The organism is Pseudomonas sp. MWU347 (genome assembly GCF_017947305.1).
Classification (GTDB): Bacteria; Pseudomonadota; Gammaproteobacteria; order Pseudomonadales; family Pseudomonadaceae; genus Aquipseudomonas; species Aquipseudomonas putida_A.
Window position 1 is genome coordinate 508,647 of sequence record NZ_JAFGZB010000003.1, and the last position, 16,095, is coordinate 524,741.

The following is a 16,095-nucleotide window of genomic DNA, read 5'->3' on the forward strand; positions in this document are numbered from 1 at the left end:
ATTTCGGCATGAGCTATCGCACACTGGGGCACTCGGGATTGCAGGTGTCCACCCTCACCCTCGGCACGATGATGTTTGGCGAGCAGACCAGCGCCGAGGACTCGCTGCGCATCATCGACAAGGCCTGGGATCAGGGCATCAATTTCATCGACACCGCCGACGTCTACACCAGCGGCCGCTCGGAAGAGATCGTCGGTGAAGCGATTGCCCGCCATCGGCATGAATGGGTGCTGGCGACCAAGGTCGGTTTCGGCCCGATGGACGGCGTGCCGAACCGCAGCGGCTTGAGCCGCAAGCACATCTTCAATGGTCTGGAGGCCAGCCTGACCCGTCTTGGCACCGACTATCTCGACATCTATTACCTGCACCGCGAAGACCACAACACGCCGCTGGAAGTCACGGTGTCGGCGATCGGCGATCTGATTCGTCAGGGCAAGATCCGTTACTGGGGCCTGTCGAACTATCGCGGCTGGCGCATCGCCGAGGTGATTCGCATCGCTGACAAGCTCGGTATCGACCGCCCGGTGATCAGTCAGCCGCTGTACAACATCGTCAACCGTCAGGCCGAGACCGAGCAGATCAGCGCCGCGCAAACCTATGGCCTCGGCGTGGTGCCTTACAGTCCGCTGGCTCGCGGCGTGCTCAGCGGCAAGTACGCACCCGATGCCACTCCCGACGCCAACAGCCGCGCCGGGCGTCAGGACAAACGCATTCTGGAAACCGAATGGCGGGTGGAATCGCTGCGCATCGCCCAGCAGATTCAGCAGTACACCCAGAGCCGTGGCGTCGGGATTGTCGAATTCGCGATTGCCTGGGTGCTGAACAACAGCGCGGTGACCTCGGCGATTGTCGGGCCGCGTACCGAACAGCAGTGGGACGCTTACACCAAGGCGCAGGCGGTGCAGATCACGGCGGAGGATGAAGCGTTTATCGACTCGCTGGTGACGCCGGGGCATGCTTCGACGCCGGAGTTTAACGATGTGAGCCATTTTGTGTCGGGCCGTAAACCGCGTTCGACGTGAGCCCCCCGCCCTCACCCTAGCCCTCTCCCGGGGGAGAGGGAACCGATCGGGGAATATTGAAGCTACGCTTTTGCCTGAAGCTGTTGTGTTGAATGCATAATCGACTCGGACTTTCACATCGCTGAATGTCGCGAGACCCTACGGTCAGTCCCCTCTCCCTGTGGGAGAGGGTTAGGGTGAGGGGCTTTTGGGTTCATGTAGAAAATATTGACCGCCCCGGCCAATATTCAGCACAAAAACCACGTATCCTGCGCGCCCTGTTTGATCACCCATCCGCGAGGACAGTTTGTCTAAAGGTATCGCTCTATCGGTTTCAGCTTCGGTGCTGTTTGCCGTCATGTATTACTACACCTCGCTGCTCACTCCGTTGAGCGGCGTGGAAATCTTTGGCTGGCGGATGCTGCTGACTGTGCCGTGCATGACCGTGTTCATGCTGGTGTCGGGTGAATGGCGGCGGGTGCTGGAGTTGCTGCGCAAGGTGGCGGGCTATCCAAAGCTGATTGGCGGTCTGATTGTTTCGTCGGGTTTGCTCGGCGTGCAGTTGTGGCTGTTCATGTGGGCGCCGCTCAACGGCTACAGCCTCGATGTGTCGCTGGGTTATTTCCTGTTGCCGCTGGCGATGGTACTGACCGGGCGCATTGTGTACGGCGACAGCCTGTCGTACCTGCAAAAAATCGCGGTGTTCTTTGCCGTTCTCGGCGTGGCGAACGAGCTGTATCGGGTCGGCGGATTTTCCTGGGCGACCCTGGTGGTCGTGGTCGGTTACCCGCTGTATTTCGTCCTGCGCAAACGCCTGAAGACCGACAACCTGGGCGGTCTGTGGGTCGACATGACCTTGATGCTGCCGGTGGCGTACTGGTTCGTGCGCGGTGGTGAGCAAGGTTTCGCCGTGTTCGATCAGTATCCGGGCTTGCTCTGGCTGATTCCGCTGCTCGGTCTGATCAGTGCTTCGGCGCTGGTGGTGTACATCATTGCCAGCCGCTTGCTGCCGTTCAGCCTGTTTGGTTTGCTCAGTTACGTCGAGCCGGTGTTACTGCTCGGCGTGGCGCTGTTGCTGGGGGAAAGCATCAAGGCGGGTGAGTGGCTGACCTACATTCCGATCTGGCTCGCCGTTGTGGTGCTGATCTTCGAAGGCTTCAAACACCTGATGCGACAACGCAGGTCTTAAAAACAGCCAAACAACTGTGGGAGCGGGCTTGCTCGCGAAAGCGTCAGTTCAGTCAACAAAGACCTTGAACGAAAGACCGAATTCGCGAGCAAGCCCGCTCCCACAGTTTTGCTGATGCAAAAAAAATCCCGGCTGTGCATGACTGCAAGCCGGGATTTTTTCATTCTGGTGGCGGATTACTCGGTTGCGAGCACACCACGACGCACCTGATCACGCTCGATCGATTCGAACAGGGCCTTGAAGTTGCCCTCGCCGAAACCATCATCGCCCTTACGCTGGATGAATTCGAAGAACACCGGGCCCATCAGGGTTTCCGAGAAGATCTGCAGCAGCAGGCGCTTGTCGTCCGGGTTCGACGAGCCGTCGAGCAGGATGCCGCGCGATTGCAGTTGATCCACCGGCTCGCCGTGGTTCGGCAGGCGGCCTTCGAGCATTTCGTAGTAGGTGTCCGGCGGTGCGGTCATGAAGCGCATGCCGATCTTCTTCAACTGATCCCAGGTCTTGACCAGGTCGTCGGTGAGGAACGCCACGTGCTGAATGCCCTCGCCATTGAACTGCATCAGGAACTCTTCGATCTGCCCGGCGCCCTTGGACGACTCTTCGTTCAGCGGGATGCGGATCATGCCGTCCGGTGCGGTCATCGCTTTCGAGGTCAGGCCGGTGTATTCGCCCTTGATGTCGAAATAGCGGATCTCGCGGAAGTTGAACAGCTTCTCGTAGAAGTTGGCCCAGTAGGCCATGCGGCCGCGGTACACGTTGTGGGTCAGGTGGTCGATGATCTTCAGACCGGCACCGACCGGGTTGCGATCAACGCCCTCGATGAACACGAAGTCGATGTCATAGATCGAACTGCCTTCGCCGAAACGGTCGATCAGGTACAGCGGCGCGCCGCCGATGCCCTTTATCGCTGGCAGGTTCAGCTCCATCGGGCCGGTTTCGATGTGGATCGGCTGAGCACCGAGTTCCAATGCGCGGCTGTAGGCCTTTTGCGAATCCTTCACGCGGAACGCCATGCCGCACACCGACGGTCCATGCTCGGCCGCGAAGTACGAAGCGACGCTATTGGGTTCGTTGTTGAGGATCAGGTTGATCGCGCCCTGACGGTACAGGTGCACGTTCTTGGAGCGGTGGGTCGCGACTTTGGTGAAGCCCATGATCTCGAAGATCGGCTCCAGGGTGCCAGGAGTCGGCGATGCGAACTCGATGAACTCAAAGCCCATCAGGCCCATTGGGTTTTCGTATAAATCTGCCATGGTGGCGCCTCATCATTCTTATCAATTAACCAGAGTTATTTGTCAGTAATGCTGAGACCGGCGGGAGGTGCGCAGGAGATGCCTCGCACACTGCGGGCGAGGAAGTCACCGTAGATCAGTTGAAACCCGAATATCTTCATTGTCGACCCAAGGCTCTTGCGGGCGAGGCTTCTGCTGCCAGAAGAGGTTTATTATTGTATGCGTAACCCGATTCTACACAGCGTAAATAGGGTTGTCTGCCCTCTCTATAAAATCCGCCTTTTTCGCATCGGTGCAAGGGGTTTGTTGCACACGTAAACAAGCTGAGCCTGTATCGCACTCGCCCCGCAGATCAATCGCCTGTAAGCGGCACAAGCGGCAACGGCCATCTATCATGCGTTTTGACTCCGCTGTTTTTCACAGGCGCGCCGTTGCCAGCCTGCATTCGAGAGTTTCACTCCATCGCAACAGGATGCGTCCATGCCCTTGACTGTCAAACCCCGCCGCAAACGTAGCGTGCGGATGATTGTGACCCTGCTTTGCGGCCTGCTGCCGGTGCTTTTGGGCACAGGGATTCTGTATCTGCAAGCCGAACGCACCTTGCAACAGAGCACGCAAAATACCGCCGAGGAGGCGTTGCGCCAGTTTGAACTGATGCTCGACAACACCGCCCAGGCCGCCAGCGAACTGCTGCCCCTGGCCGGCCAGCCCTGCGACAGCGTCAAACTGGCCTTGCGTGAGCAGGTGACCCGTCGACCTTTTGTACGCTCGACCAATCTGGTGTGGGACAACAACCTCTATTGCAGCTCGCTGTTCGGGGAGTTCAAGGAGGCCGTGAATCCGGGCGACTATACGCAGGGCAAACTGTGGTTGATGAATGGCAACCCCGTCACGCCCGACACCGCGCTGCTGGTGTATCGCCTCAGCGAAGGTCGCGGTGGCGCGCTGACCACCCTCGATGGTTATCACCTGAGCAACATCCTGCGCCTGATCGGCCGGCAGACGCTGCTGTTGTTGCAGGTCGGCGATAACTGGCTGTCCGTCGATGGCAAGGTGCATCAAGGCGCCCTGCCGCCGTTACCGGTGGCGCAGAGTATGCTCGCGTCTTCGCGCTATGCCTTCAGTGTCAGTGCAGGCTTCCCGCAGGGGCAAACGTGGCGCTACATGGCCGGCGAATACCCGCCGCTGTTCAGTCTGCTGATATTTTTCGGGGTGATCGCGGGCGCTATCGCCCATGTCCTGCAACGGCGCGCCACTTCGCCCAGCCATGAGATGCTGCGCGCGCTGGAGGCTGGCGAATTCATTCCCTACTTCCAGCCGGTGGTGCATGGCGACAGCCGGAAATGGTCCGGCGCTGAAGTGCTGATGCGCTGGAATCACCCCAAGGAGGGTCTGGTGCGTCCGGATCTGTTCATTCCGTTTGCCGAACATTCAGGCCTGATCGTGCCCATGACTCGTTCGCTGATGCAGCAGACAGCCGCCCTGCTCGGCCCGTTGTCGGCGGAGTTCGACAAACCGTTCCACATCGGCATCAACATCACCGCCAGCCATTGCCAGGATCTGCAACTGGTCGAAGACTGTCGCGGGTTTCTCGCTGCTTTTGCCCCCGGCAGTATCAACCTGGTGCTGGAGCTGACCGAGCGCGAGCTGATTGAGCCAACCGATGTCACGCACCTATTGTTCGAGCAGTTGCACGCGCTGGGGGTGATGATCGCCATCGACGATTTCGGTACCGGCCATTCAAGTCTGGGCTACCTGCGAACATTCAATGTCGATTTTCTCAAGATCGACCAGAGTTTCGTCGCGATGATCGGCATTGATGCGCTGTCGCGGCATATTCTGGACACGATTATCGAACTGTCGGCCAAGCTCGATTTGGGTATTGTTGCCGAAGGTGTAGAAACTCAGGCTCAGGCTGACTATCTGACCGCACACCACGTCAACTTCCTGCAGGGCTATCTGTTCGGAAAACCCATGCCTGGCGCCGACTTCATCGATGCATTAAGTCACCATTAACTAAAAATAAATTAAGCCCGGCGCTGCGACCGGGCGCACCAAATTGATACAAAACACCACTGTTGTTACATGACGACAAGATCAGGATTTACTCTTGGCGCATTAACTACTACAATTTTTTCAGCCTGTGCAAGATTGGCAGGTGAGCCATTATCACCGAGTCGCTTCAAGGCTCTTGGCTTATAGCTTTGTTTGCGGTTGGTATCAGCCAAACACACTATTGGAGTAAAGATATTGTCCAGACTCGCTGAATTTCGTGCAGCTGAAAAGGCCCTTCAGGAACAGCTCAAGCAGTTGGAATCGCTGAAGAACGATGCCGGGCTCAAGAAAGAAATCGAATTCGAAGAAAAGCTCCAGGGGCTGATGAAAACCTACGGCAAAGGCCTGAAAGACATCATCGCCATCCTCGATCCGAACCCGTCCAAGTCCGGCCTGCAAGTGTCTGCCGCACCGAAAACCCGCCGCGCTCGCGTGGTCAAGGTCTATCAGAACCCGCACACCGGTGAACTGATCGAAACCAAGGGCGGCAATCACCGCGGCCTGAAAGCCTGGAAAGAACAGTACGGTGCTGCCACCGTCGATTCCTGGTTGCGCGGTTAATCTTGCGTCAACAAACAAGCCCTGCTCTATGCAGGGCTTTTTTTTCGACAATATCTAACAAAAGCAACGATTTCCGCCACGCTAATTATCAATCTGCTTTAACACCCACAAGCCGTGAGGCTAAACATTTTGCGCCGGGATGTTGCAACCGCAACGACCGCTAAACTTTGTGCTTAATTCCTTCGGGTATCTAAACCCGTAGCGGTGCAAACAGACGCTTAAAGTTTCAAGCTGTTTCTCACTGCGACTATTTCCTCGGCGCTCGCCTTATAAACCTCAGCCTGACCCGCGTAAGAAAGTACATAAGCCTTATCCGTCGCGACCGCAGCAACCAATGTTTGCGACAACACATGACGGCCGTTTTCGGTGATCGTGCAGGTGGTCTCCAGTGCATCCAGAGCGGCGAGTTTTGCCGGATGTATCTTGTTGCAAACGCTTTGATAGCCACCCTGGAAGAAGTCTTTCTGAATAGATTTGCGCATTTCCAGCAGGACACCCTGCACATTGACCTGATGGCCTGCCTCAACCTGGCTCATGGTCAACTCCATCACCATCACCTGATTGCCGTCAGCATCGTTTTTCACCGCGCGCTGGCGCGAAACCTGAGGGGTTTGATCAGGCAGCGCCTCTACTTCCCAGCCTGCAGGCCAGGTGATACTGGGCTGATCCGCCAGCGCCGGAACGGCAAGCAGCGATGAGAAAAGGCAAACGAACAGCGCTTTGAACGGTCGGATCATTACCAGAGGCACTCGCAGATTGAGCAGCAAAGTCTGAGGCCCGGCCGCCCACAGAGCAAGCCGCGCATTCGGTTTGGCGATGCCGCCCCGCATGCGTATCATTGCGCCCATTCACTCGCCCCATTGTTACGGAGGGCCTATGAGCCTGCACGAACTGAACACTTTCCCCGGCGTCACCGCCACTCCAGACAGCGCAACCCGCAACTTCGTCTTTAACCACACCATGCTGCGTGTAAAGGACATCACCAAGTCGCTGGATTTCTACACCCGCGTACTGGGCTTCTCGCTGGTTGAAAAGCGTGATTTCCCGGAAGCCGAATTCAGCCTGTACTTCCTCGCGCTGGTCGACAAGGCGCAGATCCCGGCCGACGCCGCCGCCCGCACCGAATGGATGAAGTCGATCCCCGGCATTCTGGAACTGACCCACAACCACGGCACCGAAAACGACGCCGACTTCGCCTATCACAATGGCAACACCGACCCACGCGGTTTCGGCCACATCTGCATCTCGGTGCCGGACATCGTTGCCGCGTGCGCACGTTTTGAAGAGCTGGGCTGTGACTTCCAGAAGCGCCTGACTGATGGCCGTATGAAAAGCCTGGCGTTCATCAAGGACCCGGATGGCTACTGGGTTGAAATCATCCAGCCTGCGCCCCTATAACTCACTGCAAATTTCTCCTGTAGGAGTGAGCCTGCTCGCGATAGCGGTGTGTCAGGCCATGATGTTTTGAATGTGCAGCCGCCATCGCGAGCAGGCTCACTCCTACAATTGGATTGTGTCAGGCATAAAAAAACCCATGATCGCTCATGGGTTTTTCATTTCAGCGACTGCCGTTTTACGCCGGCGCCGAAGTACGGATCAAGTGATCGAACGCACTGAGGGAAGCCTTGGCGCCCTCGCCCACTGCAATCACGATCTGCTTGTACGGCACAGTGGTCACGTCGCCGGCCGCGAAGATCCCCGGGATCGAGGTCTCGCCACGGTTGTCGACGATGATTTCACCACGCGGCGACAGCTCAATGGTGCCTTTGAGCCAGTCGGTGTTCGGTAGCAGACCGATCTGTACGAAAATCCCTTCCAGCTCGACGCTGCGCAGTTCGTCAGTATTGCGATCCTTGTAACGCAGGCCGTTGACCTTCTCGCCATTACCGGTGACTTCAGTGGTTTGCGCACTGGTGATCACGGTGACGTTTGGCAGGCTTTGCAGTTTGCGTTGCAGTACCGCGTCGGCACGCAGTTGCACGTCGAACTCCAGCAGTGTCACGTGGGCAACGATACCGGCCAGGTCGATGGCCGCTTCAACGCCGGAGTTACCACCGCCGATCACCGCCACGCGCTTGCCTTTGAACAGCGGGCCGTCGCAGTGCGGGCAGTACGCTACGCCCTTGTTACGGTATTCCTGCTCGCCCGGCACGTTCATTTCACGCCAGCGTGCGCCGGTCGCCAGGATCACGCTCTTGGCTTTCAGGGTCGCACCGCTGGCGAAGTGGACTTCGTGCAACTCGCCATTCTTGCCGGGAATCAGCTTGTCGGCGCGCTGCAGGTTCATGATATCGACGTCGTACTGCTTGACGTGTTCTTCCAGCGCCGTCGCCAGTTTCGGGCCTTCGGTTTCCTGCACGGAAATGAAGTTCTCGATGGCCATGGTGTCCAGCACCTGACCGCCGAAGCGCTCAGCCGCAACACCGGTGCGAATGCCTTTACGGGCAGCATAGATAGCGGCCGACGCACCGGCCGGGCCACCGCCAACTACGAGCACATCAAAGGCTTGTTTGGCGCTGATTTTCTCGGCCTGACGCTCGATGGCGCCAGTGTCGAGTTTGGCGAGGATTTCTTCCAGGCCCATACGGCCCTGGCCGAAGTTTTCACCGTTAAGATAGATGCTCGGCACGGCCATGATCTTGCGATCGTTGACTTCGTCCTGGAACAACGCGCCGTCGATGGCGACGTGACGGATGTTCGGATTCAGCACGGCCATCAGGTTCAGCGCCTGGACCACGTCTGGGCAGTTCTGGCACGACAGCGAGAAGTAGGTTTCGAAACTGAACTCACCCTTGAGCGAGCGGATCTGTTCGATCACTTCGGCACTGGCTTTCGATGGGTGGCCGCCGACTTGCAACAGGGCCAGCACCAGCGAGGTGAATTCATGGCCCATCGGGATGCCGGCGAAACGCAGGCTGATGTCGGCACCCGGGCGATTGATCGAGAACGACGGCTTGCGGGCATCGGTGCCGCTGTCGATCAGAGTAATTTGGCTCGAAAGACTGGCAACGTCTTTCAGCAGGTCAAGCATTTCCCGGGATTTCGCACCGTCGTCGAGGGAAGCAACGATCTCGATCGGCTGGGTAACCCGTTCCAGGTACGATTTCAACTGGGCTTTAAGATTGGCGTCCAACATACGGGCGATCTCCTGTGTCTTTATTCGAGGCGAAAAAAAGCCCGAGCGAATCTCGCCCGGGCTTTTTCAATGGGCGGTGCAGCTTACTGAAGTAGGTGCGGAGTCCCGCCCTGTGTTGCGTGTCTCACAGACTCAGATCTTGCCGACCAGGTCCAGGGACGGAGCCAGAGTGGCCTCGCCTTCTTTCCACTTGGCCGGGCAAACTTCGCCTGGGTGAGCAGCAACGTATTGAGCAGCCTTGATCTTGCGCAGCAGCTCGGAAGCGTCACGGCCAACGCCGCCATCGTTCAGTTCAACGATTTTGATCTGGCCTTCAGGGTTGATCACGAAGGTGCCACGGTCAGCCAGGCCAGCTTCTTCGATCAGCACGTCGAAGTTGCGGGAGATGACGTGGGTCGGGTCGCCGATCATGGTGTATTCGATTTTGCCGATCGCTGGCGAGGTGTTGTGCCAGGCAGCGTGAGCAAAGTGGGTGTCGGTCGAAACGCTGTAGATTTCCACGCCCAGTTTCTGGAACGCAGCGTAGTTGTCGGCCAGGTCTTCCAGCTCGGTTGGGCACACGAAGGTGAAGTCGGCTGGGTAGAAGAACACTACGGACCATTTGCCTTTCAGGTCAGCGTCCGAGACTTGTACGAAGTCGCCGTTTTTGAATGCGGTAGCTTTGAACGGTTTTACTTGGCTGTTGATGATAGGCATTGATGACTCTCCGTCAGGGTTGTGAATTCGATGGGTGAATCCTACCCACTCATTCGACGGATGGCTCATTGGCAAACCTGATGCTGCTGATTTGTTTTCGCTATTAGCGGACTGTATTAATAGAAGAAAACCATATCTACGACGAAGCCGGCTTATCCGTAATCCGAGCCATCCCGTGAAAGGGGCTGGCTTCAACATAGCGCATGGCTGACTTCATATCCTTCCAGCCGACGTAACTCATCAGCGATTTCAGATCCCAGCCGCTTTGATGCGCCCACGTGGCAAAGCCGCGGCGCAGGGAATGGCTGGTGTAACGCTCGGCCGGGATGCCGGCGCGCTCGAGCGCCTGACGCAACAGCGGAATGATGCTGTTGGCGTGCAAGCCCTCCTCGCTCAGATGGCCCCAGCGGTCAACGCCGCGAAACACCGGACCGCGTACCAGCGCTGCCTCGGTGATCCAGTCGATATAAGCCTGCACCGGGCACAGCTTGAGCAGCGCCGGCGCCTGATACGTCTGCCCGAGGTTGTCGCGGTCGCCCTTGCTGCGCGGCAGGTAGAGGGTGATGCCGCTGCCGGCGTGCGCCTGCACGTGCTCGATCTGCAGACGGCACAACTCGTCACTGCGGAAGCCCCGCCAGAAGCCCAGCAAAATCAGCGCCCGATCGCGATAGGCCTTGAGCAACTGCGGACGATCCTGATTCTGCCTGGCACTACTGGCTTCCTGTTCCAGCCAGTCGACCACTTGCTGCAGATCGTGCAATTGCAACGGTTCGGCCTGTTTTTCCTGCGCCGGATGCAGTGCGCGAATGCCTTTGAACACTTTGCGCACCACCGGCGCCTTGGTCGGATCGGCAAAACCCTGACTGTTGTGCCACTGCGCCAGCGCTGACAGCCGCAGTTTCAGTGTGTTGATGGACAGCACCCCGGCATGCTCGACCAGATACCGCGCCACGCTGTCGGCGGTCGCTGGCAGGAAGCCGCCCCACTTCACTTCGAAATGCTCGATCGCAGAACGATAGCTGCGGCGGGTGTTGTCACGGGTGGCGGCTTGCAGATAGCGATCGATCTCGCTCATGGGCAGTGTTCTCGCAGGCGTACTGATTGCTGGATGAAAAAACCGATTCAGGGGTCTGACATTGGGTAATACCAGTATATCCCGCCTGTGAATAATCAAGCATTTAACTTTATTTTCAGCGTGGTACACTGCGTACTTTGGTGGCATGTACCACAGTACGTAATGGTAGGAGTTAAAATGGCCCGTGGTGGCGTTAATAAAGCAGTGGTGCAGATCGCGCGCTCAGCGATTCTGGCCCGAGGCGAACACCCCAGCATCGATGCAGTACGCATCGAACTGGGCAACACCGGTTCGAAAACCACGATCCATCGCTATCTGAAAGAGCTGGATGACGGCAGCCAACCGGTCGAAGCGTCCGCGGAACCGATCAATGACGAACTGACCGCACTGGTCTCGCGTCTCGCCCAGCGCCTGAAAGAACAGGCGCAAGAGCCGATCGAACAAGCGCGCGAGCAGTTCGAAGAGCAGCGCGAAACCCTGGAAGCGGAACTCAAGCAGGTGCGCCAGGCACTTGAGCAACTGGAACAACAGCACGACATTCAAGGCGCGGCGCTGGCCAAGGAATCCGAAGCGCTAAAAGAAACCCGCTCGATGCTGCAGACCGAGCAAACCCGCAACGCCGGACTCAATCAGGCGCTGGCTGATTTCGAATTGCGCCTGCAGGACAAGGACGAGCAGATCCGCTCGCTGGAAGAGAAACACCTGCACGCCCGTGATGCTCTGGAGCACTACCGCAACGCCACTAAAGAGCAGCGCGAGCAGGAGCAGGCCCGTCACGAAGGACAGCTGCAGCAGTTGCAGATGGAATTGCGCCAGGCGCAACAAAGTGCACTGGTGCGTCAGGACGAGATCACTCAGTTGCATCGCGATAACGAACGCCTGCTCACGGAAAACCGTGGCACTCAGCGCGAACTGAGCCTGATGCAGGATCAGCTCAAGCACAGCAACCAGCGTCAGGATCAGTTGCTGGAGCAAGCCACTCGCGTCGACAACGAACGCACCCTCCTCCAGGAACGCCTGCGCGTGGCCCTGCTGGAAAGTCAGACGCTGAAACAGGATGCCGACGAACAGCGGCAGCTCAATCAGTCACTGGAAAAGGAACTGACCAAGACTCAGGCCAGCCTCGAGGACAGCTTGCGTCTGGCGGCTACCGTTGCGGCAGCGCCAGACACAGCCAAAGCGAAGGACGCTTAAGCGCCGACCGGCGTACGCATGGTGACGAACTCTTCGGCGGCCGTCGGGTGCACCCCGATCGTGTCGTCGAAGTCACGCTTGGTCGCGCCAGCCTTCAGCGCGATCGCCAAGCCTTGGACAATCTCCCCCGCGTCCGGACCGACCATGTGGCAACCGAGCACCTTGTCGGTCTTGCCGTCGACCACCAGTTTCATCAGGGTTTTCTCCTGACACTCGGTCAGCGTCAGCTTCATCGGGCGGAAGCGGCTCTCGTAAATCACCACTTCATGCCCCGCTTCCCGCGCCTCTTCTTCGGTCAAGCCGACAGTGCCGATGTTCGGCAGACTGAACACGGCGGTCGGGATCATCTTGTAATCCACCGGACGGTATTGCTCAGGCTTGAACAAGCGCCGCGCCACCGCCATGCCTTCGGCCAGTGCCACTGGCGTCAGTTGCACCCGACCGATCACATCACCCAGCGCCAGAATCGACGGCTCGCTGGTCTGGTATTGCTCGTCGACCTTGATGAAGCCCTTGTCGGTGAGCTGCACATCGGTGTTTTCCAGCCCAAGGTTGTCCAGCATCGGACGCCGGCCCGTGGCGTAGAACACGCAATCGGCTTCCAGCACGCGACCATCCTTGAGGGTCGCTTTCAGGCTGCCGTCAGGCTGTTTGTCGATGCGCGCGATGTCGGCGTTGAATTGCAGATCCATGCCGCGCTTGGTCAGCTCTTCCTGCAGATGCTTGCGCACCGAGCCATCGAAACCACGCAGGAACAGATCACCGCGATACAGCAGCGTAGTGTTCGCGCCCAGACCGTGGAAAATCCCGGCGAACTCGACAGCGATGTAACCACCACCGACCACCAGTACCCGCTTCGGCAGCTCTTTGAGGAAAAACGCCTGATTGGAACTGATCGCGTGTTCGTGCCCCGGGATTTCCGGAATCTGCGGCCAGCCACCCGTGGCAATCAGAATGTTTTTCGCGGTGAAGCGCTCACCGTTGACCTCGACCTCGTGCGGGCCGACGATCTTCGCGTGGGCTTCGTGCAGGGTCACGCCGCTGTTGACCAGCAGGTTGCGATAAATGCCGTTGAGGCGATTGATCTCGCGGTCCTTGTTGGCGATCAGGGTCGTCCAGTCGAAATTTGCTTCACCCAGACTCCAGCCGAAACCGGACGACTGTTCGAAGTCTTCGGCGAAATGCGCGCCGTACACCAGCAGTTTCTTCGGCACGCAGCCGACGTTGACGCAGGTGCCGCCCAGGTAACGGCTCTCGGCCACCGCCACTTTCGCGCCGAAACCGGCGGCGAAGCGCGCTGCACGTACACCGCCGGAACCGGCACCAATCACATAAAGGTCAAAATCGTAGGCCATTGCTATCTCCTCGGCAGGCCAACAGCATACCCGCCGCCGTCTATTGGGCAAGCGCCGTGAGCAGCTTTTCGCCCGTCTCGGCGAAGTCGGGAAATATCTCCAAATAATAATATTTCTTGTTTGTTACTAAATCGTCGTGCTGCGTCTCGTCTTTGAACCAATGGATTTTTTCCCTCGAAGACAAGGAGTCGGCTGCGATGTTCGCGCCCATTACCCGTTCCATGACCCTGACTGTCGGCTTGTTCAGCATGGCGTTGAGTCCCGATCTGCTGGCTGAAACCGATCCTGAAACAGCGCCACAATCCGCCGCCCAGGCGCTGGAACTGGACGCCACCAGCGTCAGCGCCGAAGGCCTCGGCGTTAACACTGAAAACACTGATTCCTACACCACTGGCGCAATGAGCACCGCGACGCGGCTGAACCTGTCGATCAAGGAAACCCCGCAATCGGTGTCCGTGGTCACGCGCCAGCAGATGGATGATTTCAAGCTCGGTACCTTGTCCGAAGCCATGCGCCAGACCACCGGCATCGTCGTGCAACACAACGACTCGGATCGGGTCAGCTATTCGGCGCGGGGTTACCCGATCAACAATTTCCAGATCGACGGAATGCTCAACACCTTCGGGCGCATGAAGTCAGACTCGGACACCATCATCTACGACCGCATCGAAGTGGTACGCGGCGCCACCGGCCTGACCACCGGCGCGGGTGATCCTTCAGCGACGATCAACATGGTGCGCAAGCGCCCGACTGCCCAGTGGCAGGCACTGGCCGGGGTCAGTGGCGGCAGCTACGACAACTACTACAGCTATGTCGATGTCGGCGGGCCGCTGGCCTTCGATGGTCGGCTGCGCGGGCGTACGGTGCTGGCCTATCGCGACAGCCAGTCGTTCCGCGACAAATACGCGCTGCAGCGCGAGGTCGGCTACGGCATTCTCGAAGCTGATCTGACCGACTCCACGGTGCTTGCCGTCGGATACGACTATCAGGACAAGCAGGTTCAGGGCACCTCCTGGGGCACCGTGCCGTACTGGAACGCCGACGGCAGCAAGGCCGGCCTCGGACGGTCGACCAACATGGCGACATCCTGGAGTTCCTGGCCGCTGAAGGACAAGACCGCGTTCGTCACCCTTGACCAGCAACTGGGTAATGGCTGGAAGCTGAAGGCCGCCTACACCCACCGCGAAAGTGATACCGACGGCAAGGTCTATTACGGCGGCTCCGGTTTTCCCGAGGCCGACCGCAGCGGCATGACGGCCTACATGGGGCACATGCTCGGCACGCAGAAAATGAGCGTGTACGACTTCAACCTGTCGGGGCCGTACCAACTGTTCGGCCGCGAACACGAGATGATGTTCGGCTACGGCGAGGCGGAAAACCGCTCGACTTCGCCCTACGCCTTCAACAGTCCCCAAGCCGCCGACTACGGCAAGATCCGCGACTGGAAATACATGGGTGACATCGGCAAATTCGCCGACACTGTCACCGGCCTGCCGGGCGCGCGAGGCATCACTCGGCAAAAGGCCGGTTACCTCGCGACCCGTCTGAGCCTGACCGATGAGCTGCATGCAGTACTCGGCAGCCGCTATGGCAGCTGGAACGAATCCAGCACCGATTACTACTATGACGCGCAGCAAAAACTGACCAGCACCGATGCCACCCATCAACGCCAGAATGATATCTGGACGCCCTACGCCGGCCTGCTTTACGACCTGACGCCGGAGTACACGGTTTACGCCAGCTACACCGACATTTTCAAACCGCAGAGTAAGCGCGACAGCAAACGCAATTACCTCGACCCGGTGATCGGCAGCAACTATGAAGTCGGGCTCAAAGGCAGCCTGCTCGACGAACGCCTGAACCTGGCGACGGCAGTGTTCTGGAGCAAACAGGACAACGTCGCCGAGCGTGACAACTCGGCCCCCCCGGACCCGGTGAGCGGCGAGGAGTTTTTCAAGTCCGGCGGCAAGGGTAACAAGGTCAATGGCTTCGAGGCCGAAGTGTCCGGGGAAATTCTCAGCGGCTGGAACATGACCGCCGGCTACACCTACACCCATTCCGTCGACGGCGAAAAACAGCGCAGCAACACCGCTCAACCACTGAACATGCTGCGGCTGTCCACGGCCTATCGCCTGCCGGGCAACTGGCACGCATTGACCGTGGGTGGCGCGGTGAACTGGCAGAGCGACGTCTATGGCGCGGCTAACCGCCCGGTCGGGCGCGGCGCCAACGGCCGGATCATCACCGAACCGGCGCGGATCAACCAGGAGGCCTACACCGTGGTCAAGCTGATGTCGCGCTATGAGTTCGACAGGCATCTGTCGGCGTCGCTGAACGTCGATAACCTGTTCGACAAGAAGTATTACGACAACGTCGGCTTCTACAACGGCGTGTACTGGGGCGACCCGCGCACAGTGACGCTGAGCCTGGACTGGAAGCTCTGAGCGCACCGGTCCAACAAAACCCCTGTAGTGAGGGGATTCATCCCCGATGGGTCGCGAAGCGGCCCCACTCTCTCGGTGACGCGCAATGCGTCACCAAATCCCCTCGCCACCGCTGTTAACCCCGAGTTAATTCCCCGCCGGGACACTGTGCCCCGAG

14 protein-coding genes are annotated in these 16,095 nt (G+C 58.6%); 7 read left to right on the forward strand and 7 right to left on the reverse strand.

All coding sequences use genetic code 11. The features are described 5' to 3' along the window. Positions 1 to 8: 8 nt before the first annotated feature. Positions 9 to 1,022 carry an aldo/keto reductase gene (locus KCG87_RS08685; protein WP_210557048.1) on the forward strand — a complete coding sequence of 338 codons (1,014 nt, stop codon included), beginning with the start codon at positions 9 to 11 and terminating at the stop codon, positions 1,020 to 1,022. Between the two features lie 286 nt (positions 1,023 to 1,308). Beyond that, the gene (gene rarD / locus KCG87_RS08690; protein WP_027611999.1) at positions 1,309 to 2,190 is read left to right on the forward strand and encodes an EamA family transporter RarD; all 882 of its coding nucleotides are present in this window, start codon (positions 1,309 to 1,311) and stop codon (positions 2,188 to 2,190) included. 176 nt (positions 2,191 to 2,366) lie between these two features. Here the strand turns inward: rarD and hppD are convergent, their stop codons facing one another. After that, a complete protein-coding gene (hppD, locus tag KCG87_RS08695) occupies positions 2,367 to 3,443 on the reverse strand; it encodes a 4-hydroxyphenylpyruvate dioxygenase (RefSeq protein ID WP_210557047.1) in 1,077 nt (358 codons plus the stop codon). 459 nt (positions 3,444 to 3,902) lie between these two features. Between hppD and KCG87_RS08700 the strand changes: the two genes are divergently transcribed. Both KCG87_RS08700 and KCG87_RS08705 read left to right on the forward strand, forming a co-directional pair. Continuing rightward, on the forward strand, positions 3,903 to 5,438 hold the full coding sequence (locus tag KCG87_RS08700; RefSeq protein WP_210557045.1) for an EAL domain-containing protein: 1,536 nt from the start codon (positions 3,903 to 3,905) through the stop codon (positions 5,436 to 5,438). A 234-nt stretch (positions 5,439 to 5,672) separates the two neighbouring features. Beyond that, a complete protein-coding gene (locus KCG87_RS08705) occupies positions 5,673 to 6,038 on the forward strand; it encodes a histone-like nucleoid-structuring protein, MvaT/MvaU family (RefSeq protein ID WP_003224630.1) in 366 nt (121 codons plus the stop codon). A 218-nt stretch (positions 6,039 to 6,256) separates the two neighbouring features. Here KCG87_RS08705 and KCG87_RS08710 read toward each other — a convergent pair whose 3' ends face one another. Continuing rightward, positions 6,257 to 6,775, reverse strand: a complete 519-nt coding sequence (locus KCG87_RS08710; protein WP_098968409.1) for a DUF4946 domain-containing protein — start codon at positions 6,773 to 6,775, stop codon at positions 6,257 to 6,259. Positions 6,776 to 6,914: 139 nt separating this feature from the next. Between KCG87_RS08710 and gloA the strand changes: the two genes are divergently transcribed. After that, positions 6,915 to 7,436: a lactoylglutathione lyase gene (gloA, locus tag KCG87_RS08715; RefSeq protein WP_007963339.1), complete on the forward strand. Its 522-nt coding sequence runs from the start codon at positions 6,915 to 6,917 to the stop codon at positions 7,434 to 7,436. Between the two features lie 175 nt (positions 7,437 to 7,611). Here the strand turns inward: gloA and ahpF are convergent, their stop codons facing one another. The 3 genes from ahpF to KCG87_RS08730 form a co-directional block, all read right to left on the reverse strand. Next, the gene (gene ahpF, locus KCG87_RS08720) at positions 7,612 to 9,174 is read right to left on the reverse strand and encodes an alkyl hydroperoxide reductase subunit F (protein ID WP_210557040.1); all 1,563 of its coding nucleotides are present in this window, start codon (positions 9,172 to 9,174) and stop codon (positions 7,612 to 7,614) included. Positions 9,175 to 9,306: 132 nt separating this feature from the next. Next, positions 9,307 to 9,870 carry an alkyl hydroperoxide reductase subunit C gene (gene ahpC, locus KCG87_RS08725; protein WP_003224621.1) on the reverse strand — a complete coding sequence of 188 codons (564 nt, stop codon included), beginning with the start codon at positions 9,868 to 9,870 and terminating at the stop codon, positions 9,307 to 9,309. A 136-nt stretch (positions 9,871 to 10,006) separates the two neighbouring features. Beyond that, complete coding sequence (locus KCG87_RS08730; RefSeq protein WP_007963337.1) at positions 10,007 to 10,945, reverse strand: site-specific integrase; 939 nt, start codon at positions 10,943 to 10,945, stop codon at positions 10,007 to 10,009. Positions 10,946 to 11,122: 177 nt separating this feature from the next. Here KCG87_RS08730 and KCG87_RS08735 point away from each other — a divergent pair, with 177 nt between their 5' ends. Further along, positions 11,123 to 12,139 carry a DNA-binding protein gene (locus KCG87_RS08735; protein WP_103368981.1) on the forward strand — a complete coding sequence of 339 codons (1,017 nt, stop codon included), beginning with the start codon at positions 11,123 to 11,125 and terminating at the stop codon, positions 12,137 to 12,139. Here KCG87_RS08735 and gorA read toward each other — a convergent pair. Next, a complete protein-coding gene (gorA, locus tag KCG87_RS08740) occupies positions 12,136 to 13,494 on the reverse strand; it encodes a glutathione-disulfide reductase (protein ID WP_134786312.1) in 1,359 nt (452 codons plus the stop codon). The two genes, KCG87_RS08735 and gorA, sit on opposite strands and share 4 nt — an antisense overlap. Before the next feature lie 40 nt (positions 13,495 to 13,534). Next, positions 13,535 to 13,705: a GPO family capsid scaffolding protein gene (locus KCG87_RS08745; protein WP_143503118.1), complete on the reverse strand. Its 171-nt coding sequence runs from the start codon at positions 13,703 to 13,705 to the stop codon at positions 13,535 to 13,537. Between KCG87_RS08745 and KCG87_RS08750 the strand changes: the two genes are divergently transcribed. After that, positions 13,692 to 15,938 carry a TonB-dependent siderophore receptor gene (locus tag KCG87_RS08750; protein WP_210557039.1) on the forward strand — a complete coding sequence of 749 codons (2,247 nt, stop codon included), beginning with the start codon at positions 13,692 to 13,694 and terminating at the stop codon, positions 15,936 to 15,938. The genes KCG87_RS08745 and KCG87_RS08750 overlap by 14 nt on opposite strands. Positions 15,939 to 16,095: the final 157 nt, after the last annotated feature.

What these genes read in the sequence shown, in the direction of transcription:
- KCG87_RS08685 (WP_210557048.1), top strand. Translation starts at nt 9, where the DNA reads ATGAGCTATCGCACACTGGGGCACTCGGGATTGCAGGTGTCCACCCTC.
- hppD (WP_210557047.1), bottom strand. Translation starts at nt 3,443, where the DNA reads ATGGCAGATTTATACGAAAACCCAATGGGCCTGATGGGCTTTGAGTTC.
- KCG87_RS08700 (WP_210557045.1), top strand. Translation starts at nt 3,903, where the DNA reads ATGCCCTTGACTGTCAAACCCCGCCGCAAACGTAGCGTGCGGATGATT.
- KCG87_RS08710 (WP_098968409.1), bottom strand. Translation starts at nt 6,775, where the DNA reads ATGATCCGACCGTTCAAAGCGCTGTTCGTTTGCCTTTTCTCATCGCTG.
- gloA (WP_007963339.1), top strand. Translation starts at nt 6,915, where the DNA reads ATGAGCCTGCACGAACTGAACACTTTCCCCGGCGTCACCGCCACTCCA.
- ahpF (WP_210557040.1), bottom strand. Translation starts at nt 9,174, where the DNA reads ATGTTGGACGCCAATCTTAAAGCCCAGTTGAAATCGTACCTGGAACGG.
- ahpC (WP_003224621.1), bottom strand. Translation starts at nt 9,870, where the DNA reads ATGCCTATCATCAACAGCCAAGTAAAACCGTTCAAAGCTACCGCATTC.
- KCG87_RS08730 (WP_007963337.1), bottom strand. Translation starts at nt 10,945, where the DNA reads ATGAGCGAGATCGATCGCTATCTGCAAGCCGCCACCCGTGACAACACC.
- KCG87_RS08735 (WP_103368981.1), top strand. Translation starts at nt 11,123, where the DNA reads ATGGCCCGTGGTGGCGTTAATAAAGCAGTGGTGCAGATCGCGCGCTCA.
- gorA (WP_134786312.1), bottom strand. Translation starts at nt 13,494, where the DNA reads ATGGCCTACGATTTTGACCTTTATGTGATTGGTGCCGGTTCCGGCGGT.
- KCG87_RS08750 (WP_210557039.1), top strand. Translation starts at nt 13,692, where the DNA reads ATGTTCGCGCCCATTACCCGTTCCATGACCCTGACTGTCGGCTTGTTC.
- KCG87_RS08745 (WP_143503118.1), bottom strand. Translation starts at nt 13,705, where the DNA reads ATGGGCGCGAACATCGCAGCCGACTCCTTGTCTTCGAGGGAAAAAATC.